Raw genomic sequence first — 18,546 nt, forward strand, 5'->3', positions numbered from 1 at the left:
ATTTAACATGACTTTAATTAAATCAATATCTGGTATTAGAGGTACCATTGGTGGTCGTTCTGGAGAAGGGTTGACACCTATCGATATCGTGAAATTCACCGCAGCATATGGTAAAATCATCGTGAATCAAACTGGGATCAACAAAATTGTTGTCGGTCGTGATGCACGAGTTTCTGGTGAAATGGTCAGTAATTTGGTTATCGGTACCTTACAGAGTATTGGTGTAGATGTGATCGATTTGGGTCTTTCGACAACTCCGACAGTAGAGATTGCTGTTCCTAAAGAAAATGCAGGAGGAGGAATCATCTTAACGGCTTCCCATAATCCTGGTCAGTGGAATGCTTTAAAACTGTTAAATGCAAAAGGAGAATTTATCAATGATGCAGAAGGTAAGGAAGTATTGGCTTTAGGTGAAAGCTTAGACTTTGATTTTGCAGGATTTGAAGAGCTTGGTCAAGTGACTAAAGATAACAGCTATATGCAAAAACATATTGATGATGTATTAGCATTGGATTTGGTCGATGCGGAGGCTGTGAAAAACGCACATTTTAAAATTGCGGTAGATGCTGTTAATAGTACAGGTGGACTGTTTATCCCAGCTTTGTTAGAAGCACTGGGTGTGGAGACTATCTATAAAATACATTGTGAGCCTGATGGAAAATTTCAGCATAATCCAGAGCCATTGAAAGAAAATCTGACGGATCTTTCTAAAGCGGTATTGGAAAATGGTGCCGATCTGGGTATTGCTGTGGATCCAGACGTAGATCGTTTGGTATTTATGATGGAAGATGGTGATTTATTTGGAGAAGAATACACGTTGGTAGCTGTCTCAGACTATATTTTACAACATACAAAAGGAAATACAGTTTCTAATTTATCTTCAACAAGAGCGTTGCGTGATGTCACTGTGAAACATGGTGGGCAATATTTTGCTGCTGCTGTTGGTGAGGTAAATGTCGTGACTAAGATGAAAGAAGTACATGCTGTGATTGGTGGAGAGGGCAACGGTGGTGTGATCTATCCTGCATCGCACTATGGCCGCGATTCGCTAGTAGGTGTAGCGATCTTTTTAACGCACTTAGCAAAATTGGGTAAAAAAGTATCTGAATACCGAGCAGAATTACCACAGTATTTCATGTCGAAAAATAAGATTACATTAACTCCTGAATTGGATATTGATGGTCTTTTGGCGAAAATGGAAGAAAAATATAAGCATGAAGAGCACTCTACGATTGATGGATTAAAAATAGATTTTGAGAACGAGTGGGTGCATTTGCGTAAATCCAATACAGAGCCGATCATTCGTATCTATTCTGAAGGCCCAACAGCAGAGGCTGCAGAATCGATCGCTCAAAAAATCATAGCGGAGATCGAAGAAATCATTAAATAAAGTAATTTACACTAAAAGCAGAGAGCCTTTTTATTGATCATAAAAAGGCTCTCTGCTTTTAGTGTATGCCACTATTTCCACATTCGTTAAAACAGTAAGGGAAGGAATTTATTTTATTTTTGGAGCGTTTATTTTAAGAATTTCTTGAGGTCTTCGTTGTTTCCATATAACGCCAATATATCACCGTCTTGAATGATTGTTTTAGGATCTGGTATACCGTGTAAGACAGTGGAAACCATTTTATTTTCTCCGAATATATTTTTTTGTTCGGTTTTCTTAATAATGGTCAGGACCAGTATACTGAACTTTTCTCTAAATCCAATTTCCAAAATATTTCTACCTACATATTTTTTAGGCGCCACCGCTTCAATGATACTATAATTTGCATTCAGCTCAAAGGATTCGATAAGTCCGTTCAAACATAATTTTTTTGCCCATCGTTCGGCGGTTTCTTCTTCTGGATGCACAATTTCGCTAACGCCAATAGCGGTAAGAACTTTTTCATGAAGTGGATTGATCGCTCTACTAATAAGGCGTTTTACAAAATGATTTTTACATAGTGCAGTTACCATTATATTAGCCCCTTCGTTTTCCCCAATTGCCACGATTACTATATCCGTATTTTTCAGCGGGAGACTTGTAAATGCAGTTTCGTCTGTTGCATCAATACAGATGGTATTGGTGATCTTATCTTTTAGCATATTGACCTTTTCCATACGGTTGTCAACACCCATGACCTCATTGCCTTGTATTGTTAATTTCTCTGCTAGAGATGCGCCAAAACTTCCTAATCCGATTACGATAAATTTCATATATTATATAATAGTCATTTCTTCCGTTGGATAACGGTAATTTGTAAATTTAATCTTTTTGAATACTGATACCAGTATCGACAGCATGGTTACTCTTCCGATAAACATAATCGTAATGATGACCAACTTACTTGCTGTACTTAGCCCCGCTGTGATCCCCAAAGTTAGACCGACGGTACTATAAGCTGAAAAACATTCAAAAGCAATATCTAAAAGATTCAGTTTAGGATCGAAAGTTGCAATTAGAAATACGCCAATACCAATGACCAATAAAGAAAGCGTCATGGCAGCAAAAGCTCTTCTAATAGTTCTTTCTGATATTTCGCGTTGAAATACCTCAATTCTATCTCTGCCTTTTGCTAATGATATAAAGTTAAAGATTGCCAATGCAAAGGTACTTGTTTTGATACCACCTCCCGTAGAATTTGGAGAAGCTCCGATCCACATTAACAAAATGATCAATAGGGTGGAAGAAAAGTACAGCTCATGAAAATTAATGGAATTGTAGCCAGCTGTCCGTGGAGTCGTTGCGGTAAAAAGGGCCGTTACGATTTTGCCCACTCCATGATGTGCAGCTAGTACATGATCATATTCTTTAATATATAGAATTAAAGTACCAATTACGATAAGTAAAAAAGTAGTAATCAGATTCACTTTACTATTAATCGTTAGTACCCTAGGAATGTAATGATCTTGTTTTTTTGTGATCCACATGATCATTCGGTTAAGAAGATGTTTTAAGTATTTGACTACATTAATAACGATCGGAAACCCAAGACCACCAAATACGAATAATAGGATTATAATTACTTGTAGTGGATAGTTATAGAGATAAGGAGTTTCCATCATCCCCAATGGTAATGTCGAAAAGCCTGCATTGCAGAAAGATGAAATGGAGTGAAATACCGCAAAGAAAATACGGTGCTCCCATTGTGGTATCAGCGTACTATCCAATGTTGTATAAATCAATAGAGCTCCAACTCCTTCCACGATAAAGGTGATCAATAATATTCGTTTTAGCATCGTAAATACTTCTCCGACTCGCTCGGCATTCATAAAGTCTTTGGTTGCTAATTGATTTTCATAAGAAGAACCCCCTTTGAAAAAAAAACTGAAATAACTGGAAAAAGTAAGTATACCCAATCCTCCAGCCTGTATGAGCATCAAGATAATGATCTGTCCAAATAGCGTAAAATGACTGCTGGTGTCCACAACAATTAGTCCTGTAACACACACTGCGCTAGTAGATGTAAATAGGGCATCTATGAAAGACAGATCCTTATTGAGTGAAATGGGCAGCATTAACAATATTGTTCCACCAAGGATTAACATCATAAAACTTAATATAAAAAGCTGGGTAGGGGTTAAAGTGGATCGTTTCAAATAAGAGTGCTTCATTTCAAGAATTTGGAGGAAATCAGTCACAAATCTATAAAATTATGTCCAATTATAGTTTTCTTTTTTAGAATATAAAGAGTTGCTGTAAAGTGAATACTTTTATTTCTATTTACATGGTTATAAAGTTTACAGAATATGTTATATTGTATTCAAAATAATCCTTTTTATAAGGTACGTAAGGTCATAAAAAACATATATTTTGAATAAATTACAAGAGTTTTTAAATCTGCATCAAGGAGAGGATCAGAAGGATAAGGTGTTAGAGAATGTAACGGCTAATATTTCTTTTCGTGGAGCTAATTTATGGATATTGGCATGTGCTATTGTGATTGCATCAGTAGGGTTAAATGTCAATTCTACAGCGGTTATTATTGGAGCAATGTTGATATCACCGCTCATGGGACCTATAGTTGGTGCCGGTTTTGCTTTGGGAACATATGATTTTGGATTATTAAAAAAATCCTTAAAAAACTTAATCATAGCGACGCTAGTTAGTTTAATAGTGTCGTTTATATATTTTTCTCTTAGTCCTTTTAAAGAAGCTCAATCCGAGTTACTTGCGCGGACATCTCCTAATATATACGATGTATTGATTGCATTTTTTGGAGGTATGGTGGGGGTTATCGCAATCACTAGGGTAGAGAAAGGAAATCCGATACCTGGCGTAGCTATTGCGACTGCATTGATGCCACCGCTGTGTACAGCAGGTTATGGGCTGGCCATCGGCAGTCTATCTTATTTCGGAGGTGCTATGTATCTCTATATGATCAATTGCTTTTTTATCTGTATATCGACTTTTCTTATTGTCAAATTTCTAAAATACCCTAGCGTCAGTTTTTTAAATGAAGGGAAGAAAAAGCGTATTACAAGAACGATTACCTTGTTAATTTTGGTGATGATCATTCCTAGTTTTTATTTGGCATATGCTTTATTGCAACAGAAGAAGTTTACACAACAAGTCAATAGTTTTATCCAAAATGAACTTGTAGAAAAGGGATATACCTTGATTTATGAAAAAACACAGTTTAACAGTCGTCCCAAAAAAATCGAACTCGCTTTTTTGGATAAGAAATTTTCAAAATCTGAGCTAGTTGAACTCAAAAGTAAACTCGATCTATATCATATTAATAATACAGAATTGCTGATCCGTCAAGATAGTACTGATTTGAAGCGTGATATATTAGCTGAAATCAGTAGGCGTTCGGAAAATGTATCGGAAAAAGATATCGCTATTCAAAATCTTCGAAAAGAACTTGCAACTTATAAGTTTGATGATCAGGAATTAATTCAGGAAATAACAACGTTATTTCCAACGTTAACTCCTTTTTCGATCGGAAAGCAGCTAGCGGTGAATACCGTTGATAGTACCAAAATGGAAACGATATTATTTTATAATAGCAAAGAAAAACTAGATAGTAAAGAGCTCGCAAAACTTAAAAATTGGTTGAACATCAAAATTAAAGGTTCCGATATTAAGATCTTGAAGGGAGAGTAGCATTGAAAGTACTCGTCCAGTATCAACTACTGGACGAGTACTGTAGAGACAATTTTTAAATCGGATGTTTAGTCGCCTTTTCTAAATTTGTTATTTACATATTCGTTAAATCTATATGGCACATTTTACTTCTGTTCTAAAAAAAGACGATGCGAACTGATGCTATTGTTAATCCTGATCTTTTAGATTGCTACCTATGAAAATCTCGTTTTTTTCATGTGATGATAAGGATAGAAAACGTTGATATTGTTTGAGAAAATCACTAATAATCTCATTTTTGGTAAAATATTGAATATCATATCCCTGACGTTCATCTCCAAAATAAGTCATAGGAACATGGGTTTTCATTGTACCGATTTCTGGTGCATTTTTTTCCTCAAGTAAGAAGTCTGATATTTCTTCAAGTTGGCTACCGACCCCACATTGAAAATCAGTCATAGCATCGTGTTTTATTTCAATTTCTACAGATGAAGGACTACTTAATATAATTTTCTCACGATAAAAAAATCAATAGTTGCATTATGCTATGGTTTTAACATTGATGGAGAATGCTTCTGATTTAAATGCTTCCGAAGATCATCTGATGCAGGCAGTTCAAAAACCTCTAGATCAAAATACTTAATAGCGGCAAATAGATGATCGAAAATATCGGACATGGTATCCTCAAAAAATGACCATTGTGTTCCTTTTGTAAACATATAAAGTTCCAAGGGAAGTCCATGTTCATTGGGAGCTAATTGACGAACCAATAATGTCAACTGCTGATGAATATCTGGATTTTGCACGGCATAAGCTTTAATGTAGGCTCTGAATAATCCAATATTGGTCATCCTTCTACCATTTACAAGAACCGTGGGGTCTACTTTGTTTTGTTCGTTGTACTCTTTTATTTCTTTTTCCCTTTTTTCTATATAAGGAGCTAAAAGTGCAATTTTTTTAAGCTCTTGGATTTCTTCATTGCTGAGATAACGAATCGTCGATATTTTGATGTTGATAGATCTCTTGATCCTCCGACCGCCACTTTCTTGCATACCCCTGTAGTTTTTGAAGGAATCACTGAGTAATGTATAGGTCGGTATCGTGACGATCGTTTTATCCCAGTTTTGTACGCGGACATTGTTCAGATTTATTTGTAGGATATCGCCATCGACCCCATATTTTGGCATTTCTATCCAGTCTCCCACGCGAACCGAATCGTTTGCTGACACCTGTATGCTCGCTACGAATCCGAGTATGGTGTCTTTAAAAACCAACATCAATATAGCAGATGCAGCTCCGAGAGAGACCAGAAATGACCAAGGAGAGTTGCCTGTAACTGCAGAAACAATAAGAGTTCCAACGACAAAGATTAGGAAGATCTGCAATACTTGGAGATAACTATCAACAGGCTTATCCAAAAATGCTTTTGAAGAACGCAATATATCTCTCAAAGTTTTTAATAGCGCATTTGCTACACCGTAGATAGCAAAAATCATCAGTATTCCGAGCAGTTTGGTAATGATATCGATGAATGAAGGGAACCCAATAAAAATATAGGGTAGCAACTGTTGAGCTATTGCTATTAGTATCAAACGGCTTAAATGGATCTGTACCTTATTTTCAAGTAACTTGTCATCCCAGTTGTTTTTACTTTTTTTAATAAATCCGGTAACGATTGAATTGAAAAAAAAACGCAAAATATAATCTAAAAATAGTAAGAGTATAAAAGTTGCGATTATGAGAAAGGTAGCACTTAAGATGTGTGCATTTTTGTCGTGAACTCCTATTGATTCCACGAGATTGAATGTCAATTGATAAATTGAACTTGTTGTTTTTTCCGTAATGTTAATGATGTTTGCTTTTTCCATATTAACAAACAAATGTACGAAAAATAAATAGTAGCGTTTTAAAACTCCTATTTACAACTCTACCTCGTACATCTAAACACATATTCCTGCTCTTCACATATAGCTTTCTCTTGCCAAAATTACGGTTGAACCTTTAATAATATCGAATAATAAATAATGGTTATAATAAACAACCATAGTGCAAAAGGAAGGAAATTTGATATTCATTAAAATGAAATGACATGATAAAAAAGAATAAAATAAACGATTTTTCATCATAGTTTACTTATTTTAGAGACTTTTCAAAACTATAAATACGACTAAATTATGCAGCAAATCATCGATCTCATCTATAATATTGTCTGGTCGAAGGCCTTGATATACCTCTGTCTTTTAACTGGTGTGTATTTTACGATTCGGTTTAAATTTCCACAATTACTGTACTTCAAACAGATGATAAAACTATTATTTGTGAAAAATAACGACAACAAAGGAATTTCATCTTTCCAAGCTTTCTCATTAGCTATTTCGGGTCGCGTTGGCACAGGAAATATTGCTGGTGTTGCAACAGCTATAGGAATGGGAGGGCCAGGTGCGATATTTTGGATGTGGGTCATTGCTTTTTTAGGAAGCTCATCGGCCATTATTGAAGCTACTTTAGGACAATTATATAAAGAAACCAAAGATGGGGAGTTTCGCGGAGGCCCTGCCTATTATATTGAAAAAGGACTGAATAATAAAGTGTTTGCATGGATTTTTGCTTTAGTGACCATCATCAGTACAGGCTTTTTATTGCCAAGTGTACAGAGCAATAGCATCGCTGTGGCTGTAAAAAGCGCCTTTAACTTATCTCCAGTCATTATGGGTATATTCATCAGTTTTGTTTTAGGAATAATTATTATAGGAGGTGTAAAACGAATCAGTAAAGTAGCCGAATATGTCGTACCCTTTATGGCCGGACTTTATATTTTGATGGCTATTGTTATTATCGGATTAAATTTTCAGGAGATTCCAGATGTTTTACGCCTGATTTTTTCATCTGCATTCAGTACAGATGCCACCTTTGGTGGTATTGTAGGGGCGGCTATATCCTGGGGGGTGAAGCGTGGCATCTATAGTAATGAAGCCGGACAAGGTACTGCTCCACACGCAGCTGCAGCAGCTCAAGTATCTCATCCCATTAAGCAGGGTTTGGTACAGGGATTTTCAGTTTACATAGATACGCTGTTTGTGTGTACCGCAACTGCATTTATGATCTTATTCACTGGAATGTATAACGTACAGGCAACGGATGGCTCCTTTATCGTTAACAATATTCCTGGAGTGGCTATAGGTGCAGAATTTACACAGTATGCAGTGAGTGCCCATTTTCCTCTATTGGGTAGTGGTTTTGTAGCAGTAGCACTTACCTTGTTTGCATTTACAACCATAATGGCGTATTACTATATTGCAGAAAGCAATCTTAGTTTTATGTTGCGTAGTAGAAAATCTATATTTCTATTGTGGGGACTTCGATTGATGATTTTATTTTCAGTTTTTATTGGTTGTCTAACAACAGCAAAAATGGCGTGGGATTTAGGTGATATTGGTGTAGGCCTTATGGCCTGGCTCAATCTTGTAGCCATTATACTTCTGCACAATAAAGTACTGTTACTATTCAAAGATTATGAAAAACAAAAAAAGAGAGGTAAAGATCCTGTATTTGATAATACCATTTACAAGATAAAAAATGTCAGTGAATGGGATAATTAATTGATCGCATAGAACATTCATACAGCGATAAAATTATCACTATAATTCAACTCTTTAGCTGTTCCAATAATGATGCCGACAACATTTTTTATATGCCAGTGTATTCTATACCTAATAGATTTTCCCTTCTACCTATACTGACATCGGAAGTTGAAAATAGAGTGCCAACTTTCGTAAGCTACTTTTATTAAAATACATTTTGCTTTCATTTGATGTCTAATCAATATGTTCTATTTTGATATGAGTATGAATTGCTCACTGGCATGAACGACGAGAATTATCTGATGACGCTCTTTAGTTTAACATTTCCCTTTTGGTTTCTTTACTTTTTAATGGCTATCATTTTACTTTTATTATAGATAGGATTGCTTGCTGTTTTTAATTTTTATCATACCAGTCCTATATCATGCTAAAGCTTGCTGTAAGATATTTTCAATCGTCACTTTTGGTAGATCTAGGTTTGGGTTTAATCGCAAAATCTTCATGCGACTGCGGTGGCCTGCTTCCAGCTCAGTGTGTTCAAGATATTTTCCTTCAGCAAAAAGAATATAGGGTTCGTCTGTTTTCTTATCTGTCCATAAATAGCAAACTATTTTTTGCTTAAAGCAGAAGCAGGGCATTCCCCACTTTTGGGTTTCAGTCATATTTTTATCCTGATTAAGGATAATATATCTTAATGCAAGTAAACAGCCCCTTACTGGTTCTTCTTTGGTTAGATAGTAATTATTTAGTTGCTCGATCATACACTCTTATTTTACTGCAATAAAAAAATCAATTTCTGCATGGGGTGGGTCAAGTGCCTTTTCTCCAAAGACTTCAAAATCTGCAGTAAATACTCGATTTAGATCTAATTTCCAGATTTCCTGCCATTTATTTACGATCAAACCGTTCATTAAATTTCCTTTGGCAGTTAGTTTCAAATAGTTTCCGCCGTCAATTGATTTCCATACCATTGCTTTTGGAATTGTCGATAAACTTTTTACTTTACATCCAATTATTGTCGTGTATGGCTCAGTATGGTCACTTACATAATCCGTGTATACGGAATATATCGTGTTGTCAATCTTATTTGGAATTGCCTCCAAAATATTCTCCTTGATAAATCTTCTCCATAAATCGCTAATATCTGTAATGGCCAGACCGTTTTCATTTGTTGTTCTGATAGAAATGCCAATCAATTTAAATGGCTCAATGGTAATTTTTTTCATGTATTAATTATTTAGTACGTGACAAAACTACTATGGTCCTGCGACAACCTTATGTCAAGGGCTATGAAATAGATTTCTTTTTGCAGATTTCAAAATATTCCTGCATCGTCATATCATTTGGCTCAAACTCTTCGTTTAGGGTGAACAGATCTAAAATTCTATCAATACGGAATGTTCTAAAATCCTTTCTTAAACGACAGTAGGCGATAAGTAACCAATTTTCCTGTGTGCTGTACATTGCAAAAGGTTCAATGCTTCTTTCAGTAGATTGTTTGTTTTCTGAAGACTGATATTTGATTTTAATAAGTTTAAAATTTGTCATAGCCAGCTGTATGGTTGACAGAAAATGGCTAGTTCTGTTATTATTGGAATTTATTCTGAACAGCACGCGATCGGAAAGTAAATTTGATTTATCTTTTGTATTATTTCTGAGTACAGATTTAATTTTATTTATGGCTTCCGAATACTCCTTAACGAAGGAACTGTCTTTATTTTTTAGGATCAGCTGTTCTGCTGTAATCAATGCATAGGCTTCACTTTCAGTAAACATTATAGGAGAAACACGATAGCCCTCCATTAAAGAATAACCTTTTCCCTCCTCAACCAATATAGGTACACCGGCCATTTCTAAAGCTTTTATATCCCTATAGATTGTCCTTTTCGTCACAAGGAATTTTTCGGCTAATTCAGAAGCTTTAGTAAGACGTTTGGTTTGCAATTGGGTCAGGATCGCTGTTAGTCGGGAGAGCCTTTTGATATCTTTGCCATTATCCATTTATAATTTTGAGCTTTACTATTATTGATTTGCCATCATTCATCTATGATCAAATCAAAAATATCAAATAAAGTTGTTTAAATGCAATACTTTAAAATCAAAATAAATGAAAAAGTAGGAGTATTGATTCAAATCAAATTTTTTAAAACAATGTTTGCACGCTATTGTTTTAAAAATAAGATTACATTTTTTGATAAACCGATTGTATAATTTAATAATATGGAGACAATTATATTTTTAACCGACTTTTCTATTGCCGCCCGGCATGCCTTTGATCAGCTACTTACTATAGCTAAACGGACAAAAATTAACAATGTGATCATTTATCATTCGCTGGCTTATTTTAATAGCAAATTTTATAATACCGGAGATTTCATGCTTCCTCCCCCAGTAATTGATGAAATGGAAATAGAGGATGTGAAAGGAAAATTGCGCCTTCTTAAACAAGAACTTTTAACAGTATCCCCGATAACAGAGGTGAGTGCACATTACGACTTATTGACCGTTATGGATGGTGTTCTGCGAATTTCTGAAAATGAGAAGATTGACCTTATCGTTGTTGGTTTGAGAGGAAGTGACGATGGGGGAAAAAATAGTGTAGGATCAACAACCGTTGATCTCATCGAATCACATGCCTTTAATCTATTGCTGGTTCCAGAAATGAATCCGGCACATCTTTATAAAAAAGCACTTTTAGCTGTAGATTTATCACATTTGCATGAAAGGCTACCTGTAAAAACGATATTTCAGATGCAGGAGCTCTTGAGTTTAGAATGGCATGTCGTCAATGTTAGTGTCCTAGGTCAGCAGTCTGCTGCTCAACTTATAGAAGAGCAGTCATTTTTACATTCAAGTTTAGACAGTCTTGAGCCTATTTATTCCTATCTGGAAGGAGAGGATATCGTTTCGAAAATTAACACCTATGTAGAAGATCATCACATAGACCTCTTAGTTACAGCACCTCGGAAATTAGGCTTTTTAGCCACTTTATTTCGTAAAAGTGCTTCTAAAAAGTTGGCTGTTCACACCCGAGTGCCCATATTGATGTTGGTTCCTTAGAGACAGTATTAAATGCTGCCGCTTTGGATACGAGAGCGACCCTATATGGTATATTATACCTGATTTGATTTGCCATTATTAGAGACTAATCTCGCTATGACTACTGCTGGGTATAATATTCCAATTACGGACAACATCACTGATAGCATTCGGGCCGACATTCCGTCCGGATAGATATCGCCATATCCTACTGTTGTAAGGGAAACTAAACTGTAGTAAATATATACGGAATAATCCATGTCATTATTTGCTAACAGCACATTTCCGGTAATCGATTTTCCTGTGTGTATGTTTAAAATTTCAAAAGCAAAAGCTCCCATCAAAGCAAATAACAAATACACATTTATAGCACCGATGATTCGGTACTTATTCGTATTGGTGTCCCTGAAAAGTAATCGAATATTAATAAGTATAAATTGACTCATATTGATAAGCCCTGCCAGTCGTTCGATCAGGTAGTATTCTTTTGGTGTATCGTCAAATCTGATCAGCTGTAGGATTAAATGAGCAAAAAACAAGAGTGATGATAGATAAATACTCCACCTTTCTTTACTGGAAAAAATTCCAATAAAATACAATACCAAAAATAAAACATTTAGTATAATGATATTTGCAAAACCTTGTTCCAGTAGAATAGGCATGACAAATACCATAAACATCAACATAACCAGCAAGGTTACGAAACTAGCATCAGAAAGCCAGTAGTTCTTTATTTTATGAAGTGTATGTTTCAAAATTATTTTTTAAAAAGTATCGTCTCAGTCAGATCTTGTATTAAAGCTGTTCAGTTGATCTTTTATTACCGAAACTTTTCAATAAAAAATATCCAATTAATCCAGCTAAAACTGATGAAATCAGAATAGATAACTTCGCTTCATTAACATACAAAGGATTTTCATAAGATAATATGGAAATAAAGATAGACATTGTAAAACCAATACCGGCTAATAATCCAATTCCTATTATATGTTTTAAATTACTACCTTCCGGTAGGCTGCTAATTTTTAATTTAGAGCAGATGAAGGCCATCAAAAATATCCCTAAAGGTTTTCCTAGTAAAAGTCCAAGGCTGATACCGAGACCCAACGGAGCTATTAAGCCATGAATCATTTCGCTTTGAATGGTAATATTGGTGTTTGCAAAGGCAAATATGGGAATAATTAAAAAATTGACAGGTTTTACCAGAGCATGCTCTAATCGCTCTAATGGTGATTCGATTGCCGTATCGTTAGTTGGTATCGTCATGGCAACCAATACGCCCGCAACAGTAGCGTGAATACCTGAATGGTGTATGAAATACCAAATAAATACACCGGGAATAAGGTACAAGTAGGGATTTAAGATATTTAATCTATTCATAATGACTAGAATAGTAAGACCAATTCCGGCATATATCAGATAAGTAATTTCAATACCAGAAGAGTAAAATAATGCAATTACTAAAATTGCGATCAAATCGTCCACAATCGCCAGAGCGGCTAAGAAGATTTTTAAGCTTGCTGGTATTTTGTTTCCAAGCAGCGTTATAACAGCCAAAGCAAATGCAATATCTGTAGCCATCGGAATGCCCCAACCAGAAGCAGTGTCTGTTCCTGCGTTTATACTCAAATAAATCAGCGCAGGAATAACTGCTCCACCTATTGCGCAGAGGATAGGTAATGAAGCCTTCTTAGGAGAGGACAATTCGCCTTCTACAATCTCTCTTTTAATTTCTAAGCCTACCAGCAAGAAGAAGATTGCCATTAAACCATCATTAATCCAAAGGAGCACGCTATATTTTAAATGGACAGCAGTTGATTCATATCCCAATTCCCAATCTAAAAGCGCCTGAAGAGATGATCCGAGTGATGTGTTTGCAATGATTAATGAAATAATGACACAGATAAATAATAGTATTCCGCCAGCATTACTAGATTTGAAAAAATCTTTAAAAACATTTAGATTAATTCCTTTTTCCATAATTTCAATTGTAAAAGTTCAGTACAAAAATACAAATCATTGGAACCTCCAACTAGTAAAAAAGAGACATAAATACACCATAGCGATTCGTAATTTAGTGAATCAGTTCCAGGAATAGTGTTTCGGAGAAACACCTAAATATTGTTTGAAATCTTTAAAAAAATGATTGTAATCGTAATAGCCTCCCTCAAAAGGTGCCATATTTAATGGAGTAGGCATTTCTCTTTCATACATTTCATAGGTGTATATGAAGCGTTGAAGTGAAATATACTTCTTTGGTGTAATGCCAAGATATCGAAGGAAATTTCTTTGTAACCATTTTTGATTTACATTTTCACCTAATAACATCACCAGTTGAGAAACCGTTAGATTGCCTTTATATGTGTCTATAACCGTTATTGAAGATTTCAGAATAGGAGGTAAAAAATCATTTATTTTTAATTGTTCAAGCGCGCTATTCCAGACGTGAAGTTTATCTTCTATATTATTCTTGGTATACATCTCTTTAATGATAGAAGACCATTTCGTATCGACGACATCTTCAAAACTGCATACGGTATTATTTGTTAGCGCAGTGCTATTGATATTAAAGATGGAATAAAATGAGGCCGGATTAAAACGAATGACTATAATATATGCTAAACCATCGGGTATTTCCCACTGCATATCTTTAATTATTCCGCAACATAACCAAACGGATTTTAATTTGATCAGGTCACCCTTTTTTCTTAATATAGTTTCATTCGACAAGCTAGGCATAAAAATAAGCGAAGGAATACCATCATTGAACAGGGGCTGGTTTTTTTCTAGATCTTTACATGGAAATACATAAGTTCCTAATATGTATTTATTAGAGCAATTTTTAGAAAGTAAGCTGTCGTTTAAAGAATGTTGTCTTTGACTAAGCTCATTTTTTTTGATTCGATTTAATAATTTTATTGGCATATTTATATGTTTCAATCTATTGTTAGATTACTTTGACAAGGTGGGGTATTTAATACTTATTTTATAGCAATAATCATACCCATAAGGGAATATCTAATGTATATTTTAACAAGGTTTGTTCTACTAAAATGATCAGTAATAAGAGTATTATACATTAATTTTTGTTCGCTTAATACAATCTGTTATTCAGTGTATTAATCTTTAGCATGTTTCTTGAAATTGGACCAGACCAACTTAGATAAATCAATATTTATGATACTTGAAAAAATATGGTTACATTGGAACCTTAATTTAAAAAGAATTACATAATGAGTGAATCGATCAAAGCTATTATTGTTGGAATTGTACAAGGATTAACAGAATTTTTACCCGTTTCATCTTCCGGGCATATCGTTATTGCCCAACAGTTACTAGGTCTTCAATTCGATTCGGAGGAAAATTTATTGTTTGCTATTGTTTTACATTTAGCTACAGCTTTGAGTACTATTGTAATTTTTAGGAAGGACATTTTGAAAATAATCAAAGGAATATTTCAGTTTAAATGGAATGAGGAAACAAAATATTCTTGGTATATCGTACTTTCAATGATTCCTGCCACGTTTGTAGGTTTTTTTCTAAAAGATACGCTAGAAGAACTCTTCTCCAATTTATTAATTGTGGGCATGATGCTTTTAGTTACGAGTTGTCTCCTATACTTTGCAAATAGAGCTAAAAATACGAGTAAGTCGATAGGTACTAAAGAGGCTGTCATCATAGGACTTGCTCAATCGTGTGCTGCATTACTTCCTGGTTTATCTAGGTCTGGCTCTACTATTTCAACATCCATCTTATTGGGAGTTGATAAATCTGCAGCCGCACGTTTTTCTTTCCTCATGGTTTTGCCCTTGATACTTGGAGCTTCAGCCAAGATGGTATTAGATTTAAATGTTGAACATCAGTCTTTAGCATCTTTAACGATTAAACCATTTTCCTTGTTATTAGGATTTATTGCTGCATTTGTTTCCGGTTTGATTGCATGTACATGGATGATTAATATTGTGAAAAAAGCTAAACTAACCTATTTTGCTATTTATTGCTTTACAGTAGGAATTACAGTCATTACCTATGCGTTTTTTTATTCTTAATATTTAGCTGCTTAAGTCAATAATTGGACGTTAACGCCCAATTATTGACTTCATGTATTGCGTATAGAAGTAAACTATGTATACTACCCTATGATATATAGCTTACAAATAGTTTTATAAACAAATTATTTAAGATATCGACAAAGAAAGCTCCAACCATAGGAACGATTAAAAACGCTTTGTGTGATGGGCCGTATTTATCCGTTATTGATTGCATATTCGCCACAGCTGTTGGGGTTGCTCCTAAGCCAAATCCGCAGTGTCCAGCACTTAATACAATAGCATCATAATCACTTCCCATAACTTTAAAAGTAATAAACATCGCAAAAAAGACCAGTAAAATAGTTTGTAATACTAAGATGATCAGTACTTGAGAGGCTAAGCCCTGCAACTGCCATAATTGTAGAGACATGAGTGCGATGGTCAAAAAAAGGTATAAGCCTGTATTTCCTAGTACATCCACAGCATGATCATTGACGATATATTTTGATGTTCTATTAATGGTATTGCGAATGATTACTCCAACGAACAAGCACCATACAAAATTTGGAAGTTCAATCCACGAACCTTTTCCGTATTCATAGAGTATCTGGCCTAATGTCAAGCAGATAGCAAACATGGTTAATGTTTCAATCATATTCCGCACATTGATTCTTCTTTTCGAGGCAGGACTTTCGAACAATTCCACTGGAAGTTCTTTTTCTTGAATTTCATTTGTAGGTCTTATATTTTTTTTCTTTAATAAGACTTTTGCAACAGGCCCACCTATTAGTCCTCCCATAACCAACCCATAGGTTGCACAAGCCATTGCAAGCTCCATTGCTCCATTTATCTGGAAAGTATCCGTCAGATTTTGTGCCCATGCAGCTCCTGTTCCATGGCCTCCAGTCAACGTTATTGAACCAGCGATCAATCCATAGCTTGGGTTTATGCCAAGCATTGAAGCTATAGATATACCAAATATATTTTGAACGATTATAAATGCTCCCGTCAGAACGACAAATATGAATAAGGGTTTTCCGCCTTTTTTAAGCTTTTCAAATTCCGCACTTAATCCAATTGATGTGAAGAAAAAGAGCATCATGGTTGTCTGAAGTGAAGATTCGAATGAAAAGCTAAGATCCATAGTTACATGCAGGATGTAGAGTATAATGGCAATAAAAAATCCTCCAACAACTGGTTCAGGAATATTGTAGTTTCTGAAAAAACTCACTTTCTTAACAATAAAAAATCCTAAAAGCAATACTAAGCATGCGCACGCTAATGTTTCAAACAATCCAAAAGTCATAAATCTATTTTAAGTGTGGTATTCTAAATCTCAAAAAGAACTAAAGGTAGAAATATAAAATAGGAACTCCTATTTACATCTCTCGTTTTTTTGAAAATAACCTTTTTTAGCATTAAAAATAGGATTTGTTTAAATAGTTATTCCTTTGCTTCAATGTTGTATAGGACCTCCTTCACTTGGATTCTGAGACTAAAGGTCCTAACCTTTATCCATAGTTGCCTTCATAAATATTACAGCTTCTTTGTCGTTTAATTTTTTCGATGCAAAAGTCTATTTCACTAGTTTTAGGATGTGTGCATTTAAAATATTTACTATACCTATTTAAAATTAGAAGGAATTGAATTTATTTAACCATATTAGTTTTTAGATTAGGGAGGATTTGTTGTTTTATTTTAAGTTTTATGATAGTGCAAGATATCGCGTTTTTGAAGCATAAGTTTATCACTTTTTACTAGCTAAGTATTCCTTGATTTCATTTACTGTATTCTTTGCTGATCTGCCTACGCCGATAAGTGTAGCAGATGCAAAGCCGGTCCAATTTCCATATCCAACTAACCAAAGTCCAGAGACAGCATCTACTCTAGTTCCTATGGTTTCAATTCTTCCATTAGGATCTGTAATACCTAAGTTTTCAAGATGCTGAGTAGCGTACCTAAAACCGGTACACCAAACTATAGCATCAAATTTTTCTGTTTCCCCTGATTCCCATTGTACACCAGTACTGAAAATAGAATTTATACGACCTTTGCTATGTAGAACATTTCTTTTCCTTGCCTCGACGACTGATGGTACCATGACAATACTGGATAGATTATATAAGGTTGGGTCAACTGGTTTTCCTTCTTTTTGCGCATGATACATTGTAGTTGCAGTATCAAATAAAACACGTCCGTCTACATCATCAGGAAGAAAAGTAGGATTTTCAAGTGTAGACCATTCAGTTTGTGCTACTTTGGATATTTCGGCAAGTAGTTGTGCTCCAGAATTACCACCGCCTATTATTAATACTTTTTTATCTTTAAAAATATCAGGTTTTTGGTAAACACTAGAATGAATTTGAGCACCCTGAAACAATTTCTGTCCTTCTACTATTGGAACAAAGGGAGCTGACCAGGTTCCTGTTGCTGAAATCACAACCTTGGCGTGATATTCACCATCTGATGTCTGTAAGTTAAAACCTTTGTCCATTTTATTTACTGCTATAACTTTTGTTGACCTTTTAACCGGTATCATATATTTTTTTTCATATGCACCCAAGTATTCTATGGTTTCGGATCTTGAAGGGAATCTTTCTGCAGATTCAGGCATTAACCAGCCAGGTAAAGAACTGAACTGTGAAGGAGAAAACAATGTCAAAGAGTCCCAGGCATGAAGCCATGCGCCACCTGACTGTTCTTGGTCATCGAGAAGGGTGTAATGGAGCTCTGTCCGTCGTAAAAAGTATCCACAGGCTAGGGCACTTTGTCCTCCACCAATCACTATTACATCATAATTCTTCATTTTGTTTAATTTGAA

The 18,546-nt window shown here is 35.0% G+C and carries 17 protein-coding genes; 5 read left to right on the forward strand and 12 right to left on the reverse strand.

The genetic code is table 11. The features are described 5' to 3' along the window. Positions 1-7 precede the first annotated feature (7 nt). On the forward strand, positions 8-1,390 hold the full coding sequence (gene glmM / locus MUB18_RS12105) for a phosphoglucosamine mutase (protein ID WP_045752976.1): 1,383 nt from the start codon (positions 8-10) through the stop codon (positions 1,388-1,390). A 128-nt stretch (positions 1,391-1,518) separates the two neighbouring features. Here glmM and MUB18_RS12110 read toward each other — a convergent pair whose 3' ends face one another. Both MUB18_RS12110 and MUB18_RS12115 read right to left on the reverse strand, forming a co-directional pair. Then, complete coding sequence (locus MUB18_RS12110; protein ID WP_045752975.1) at positions 1,519-2,202, reverse strand: potassium channel family protein; 684 nt, start codon at positions 2,200-2,202, stop codon at positions 1,519-1,521. Positions 2,203-2,205: 3 nt separating this feature from the next. After that, positions 2,206-3,600, reverse strand: a complete 1,395-nt coding sequence (locus MUB18_RS12115) for a TrkH family potassium uptake protein (protein WP_262917494.1) — start codon at positions 3,598-3,600, stop codon at positions 2,206-2,208. Between the two features lie 199 nt (positions 3,601-3,799). On the opposite strand from MUB18_RS12115, the gene MUB18_RS12120 reads away from it, so the two are divergent. Then, the gene (locus MUB18_RS12120; protein WP_248753259.1) at positions 3,800-5,095 is read left to right on the forward strand and encodes a DUF389 domain-containing protein; all 1,296 of its coding nucleotides are present in this window, start codon (positions 3,800-3,802) and stop codon (positions 5,093-5,095) included. Positions 5,096-5,263: 168 nt separating this feature from the next. On the opposite strand, the gene MUB18_RS12125 is transcribed toward MUB18_RS12120, so the two are convergent. Both MUB18_RS12125 and MUB18_RS12130 read right to left on the reverse strand, forming a co-directional pair. Then, positions 5,264-5,533, reverse strand: a complete 270-nt coding sequence (locus tag MUB18_RS12125) for a hypothetical protein (protein WP_045756159.1) — start codon at positions 5,531-5,533, stop codon at positions 5,264-5,266. Positions 5,534-5,619: 86 nt separating this feature from the next. Then, complete coding sequence (locus MUB18_RS12130; protein WP_248753260.1) at positions 5,620-6,942, reverse strand: mechanosensitive ion channel family protein; 1,323 nt, start codon at positions 6,940-6,942, stop codon at positions 5,620-5,622. A gap of 306 nt (positions 6,943-7,248) precedes the next feature. On the opposite strand from MUB18_RS12130, the gene MUB18_RS12135 reads away from it, so the two are divergent. Further along, positions 7,249-8,673, forward strand: coding sequence for an alanine/glycine:cation symporter family protein (locus tag MUB18_RS12135; protein ID WP_248753261.1), 1,425 nt, complete (start codon positions 7,249-7,251; stop codon positions 8,671-8,673). Between the two features lie 404 nt (positions 8,674-9,077). On the opposite strand, the gene MUB18_RS12140 is transcribed toward MUB18_RS12135, so the two are convergent. From MUB18_RS12140 to MUB18_RS12150, 3 genes are all read right to left on the reverse strand, one after another. After that, positions 9,078-9,416, reverse strand: coding sequence for a DUF1801 domain-containing protein (locus MUB18_RS12140; RefSeq protein ID WP_045752325.1), 339 nt, complete (start codon positions 9,414-9,416; stop codon positions 9,078-9,080). A gap of 6 nt (positions 9,417-9,422) precedes the next feature. Continuing rightward, positions 9,423-9,881, reverse strand: a complete 459-nt coding sequence (locus tag MUB18_RS12145) for a GyrI-like domain-containing protein (RefSeq protein ID WP_248753262.1) — start codon at positions 9,879-9,881, stop codon at positions 9,423-9,425. 61 nt (positions 9,882-9,942) lie between these two features. After that, entirely contained in the window at positions 9,943-10,656 is a 714-nt protein-coding gene (locus tag MUB18_RS12150; protein WP_248753263.1) for a helix-turn-helix transcriptional regulator, read from the reverse strand. 219 nt (positions 10,657-10,875) lie between these two features. On the opposite strand from MUB18_RS12150, the gene MUB18_RS12155 reads away from it, so the two are divergent. Continuing rightward, positions 10,876-11,715, forward strand: a complete 840-nt coding sequence (locus MUB18_RS12155) for a universal stress protein (protein ID WP_248753264.1) — start codon at positions 10,876-10,878, stop codon at positions 11,713-11,715. Between the two features lie 53 nt (positions 11,716-11,768). Here the strand turns inward: MUB18_RS12155 and MUB18_RS12160 are convergent, their stop codons facing one another. From MUB18_RS12160 to MUB18_RS12170, 3 genes are all read right to left on the reverse strand, one after another. Beyond that, positions 11,769-12,449 (reverse strand): potassium channel family protein, encoded by a 681-nt coding sequence (locus MUB18_RS12160; protein WP_045752322.1) that lies wholly within the window; start codon positions 12,447-12,449, stop codon positions 11,769-11,771. A gap of 40 nt (positions 12,450-12,489) precedes the next feature. Beyond that, entirely contained in the window at positions 12,490-13,674 is a 1,185-nt protein-coding gene (gene nhaA, locus MUB18_RS12165; protein WP_248753265.1) for a Na+/H+ antiporter NhaA, read from the reverse strand. A gap of 102 nt (positions 13,675-13,776) precedes the next feature. Next, positions 13,777-14,619, reverse strand: coding sequence for a helix-turn-helix domain-containing protein (locus MUB18_RS12170; protein WP_248753266.1), 843 nt, complete (start codon positions 14,617-14,619; stop codon positions 13,777-13,779). Between the two features lie 308 nt (positions 14,620-14,927). Here MUB18_RS12170 and MUB18_RS12175 point away from each other — a divergent pair, with 308 nt between their 5' ends. Then, complete coding sequence (locus MUB18_RS12175) at positions 14,928-15,743, forward strand: undecaprenyl-diphosphate phosphatase (RefSeq protein ID WP_248753267.1); 816 nt, start codon at positions 14,928-14,930, stop codon at positions 15,741-15,743. A gap of 88 nt (positions 15,744-15,831) precedes the next feature. Here the strand turns inward: MUB18_RS12175 and gltS are convergent, their stop codons facing one another. Together gltS and MUB18_RS12185 are read right to left on the reverse strand one after the other, a co-directional pair. Then, on the reverse strand, positions 15,832-17,031 hold the full coding sequence (gltS, locus tag MUB18_RS12180; RefSeq protein ID WP_094772517.1) for a sodium/glutamate symporter: 1,200 nt from the start codon (positions 17,029-17,031) through the stop codon (positions 15,832-15,834). A gap of 441 nt (positions 17,032-17,472) precedes the next feature. After that, positions 17,473-18,531, reverse strand: a complete 1,059-nt coding sequence (locus tag MUB18_RS12185; RefSeq protein WP_248753268.1) for an ArsO family NAD(P)H-dependent flavin-containing monooxygenase — start codon at positions 18,529-18,531, stop codon at positions 17,473-17,475. Between the last annotated feature and the right edge of the window lie 15 nt (positions 18,532-18,546).

This window comes from Sphingobacterium sp. PCS056, assembly GCF_023273895.1.
In the GTDB taxonomy this organism is placed as follows: Bacteria; Bacteroidota; Bacteroidia; order Sphingobacteriales; family Sphingobacteriaceae; genus Sphingobacterium.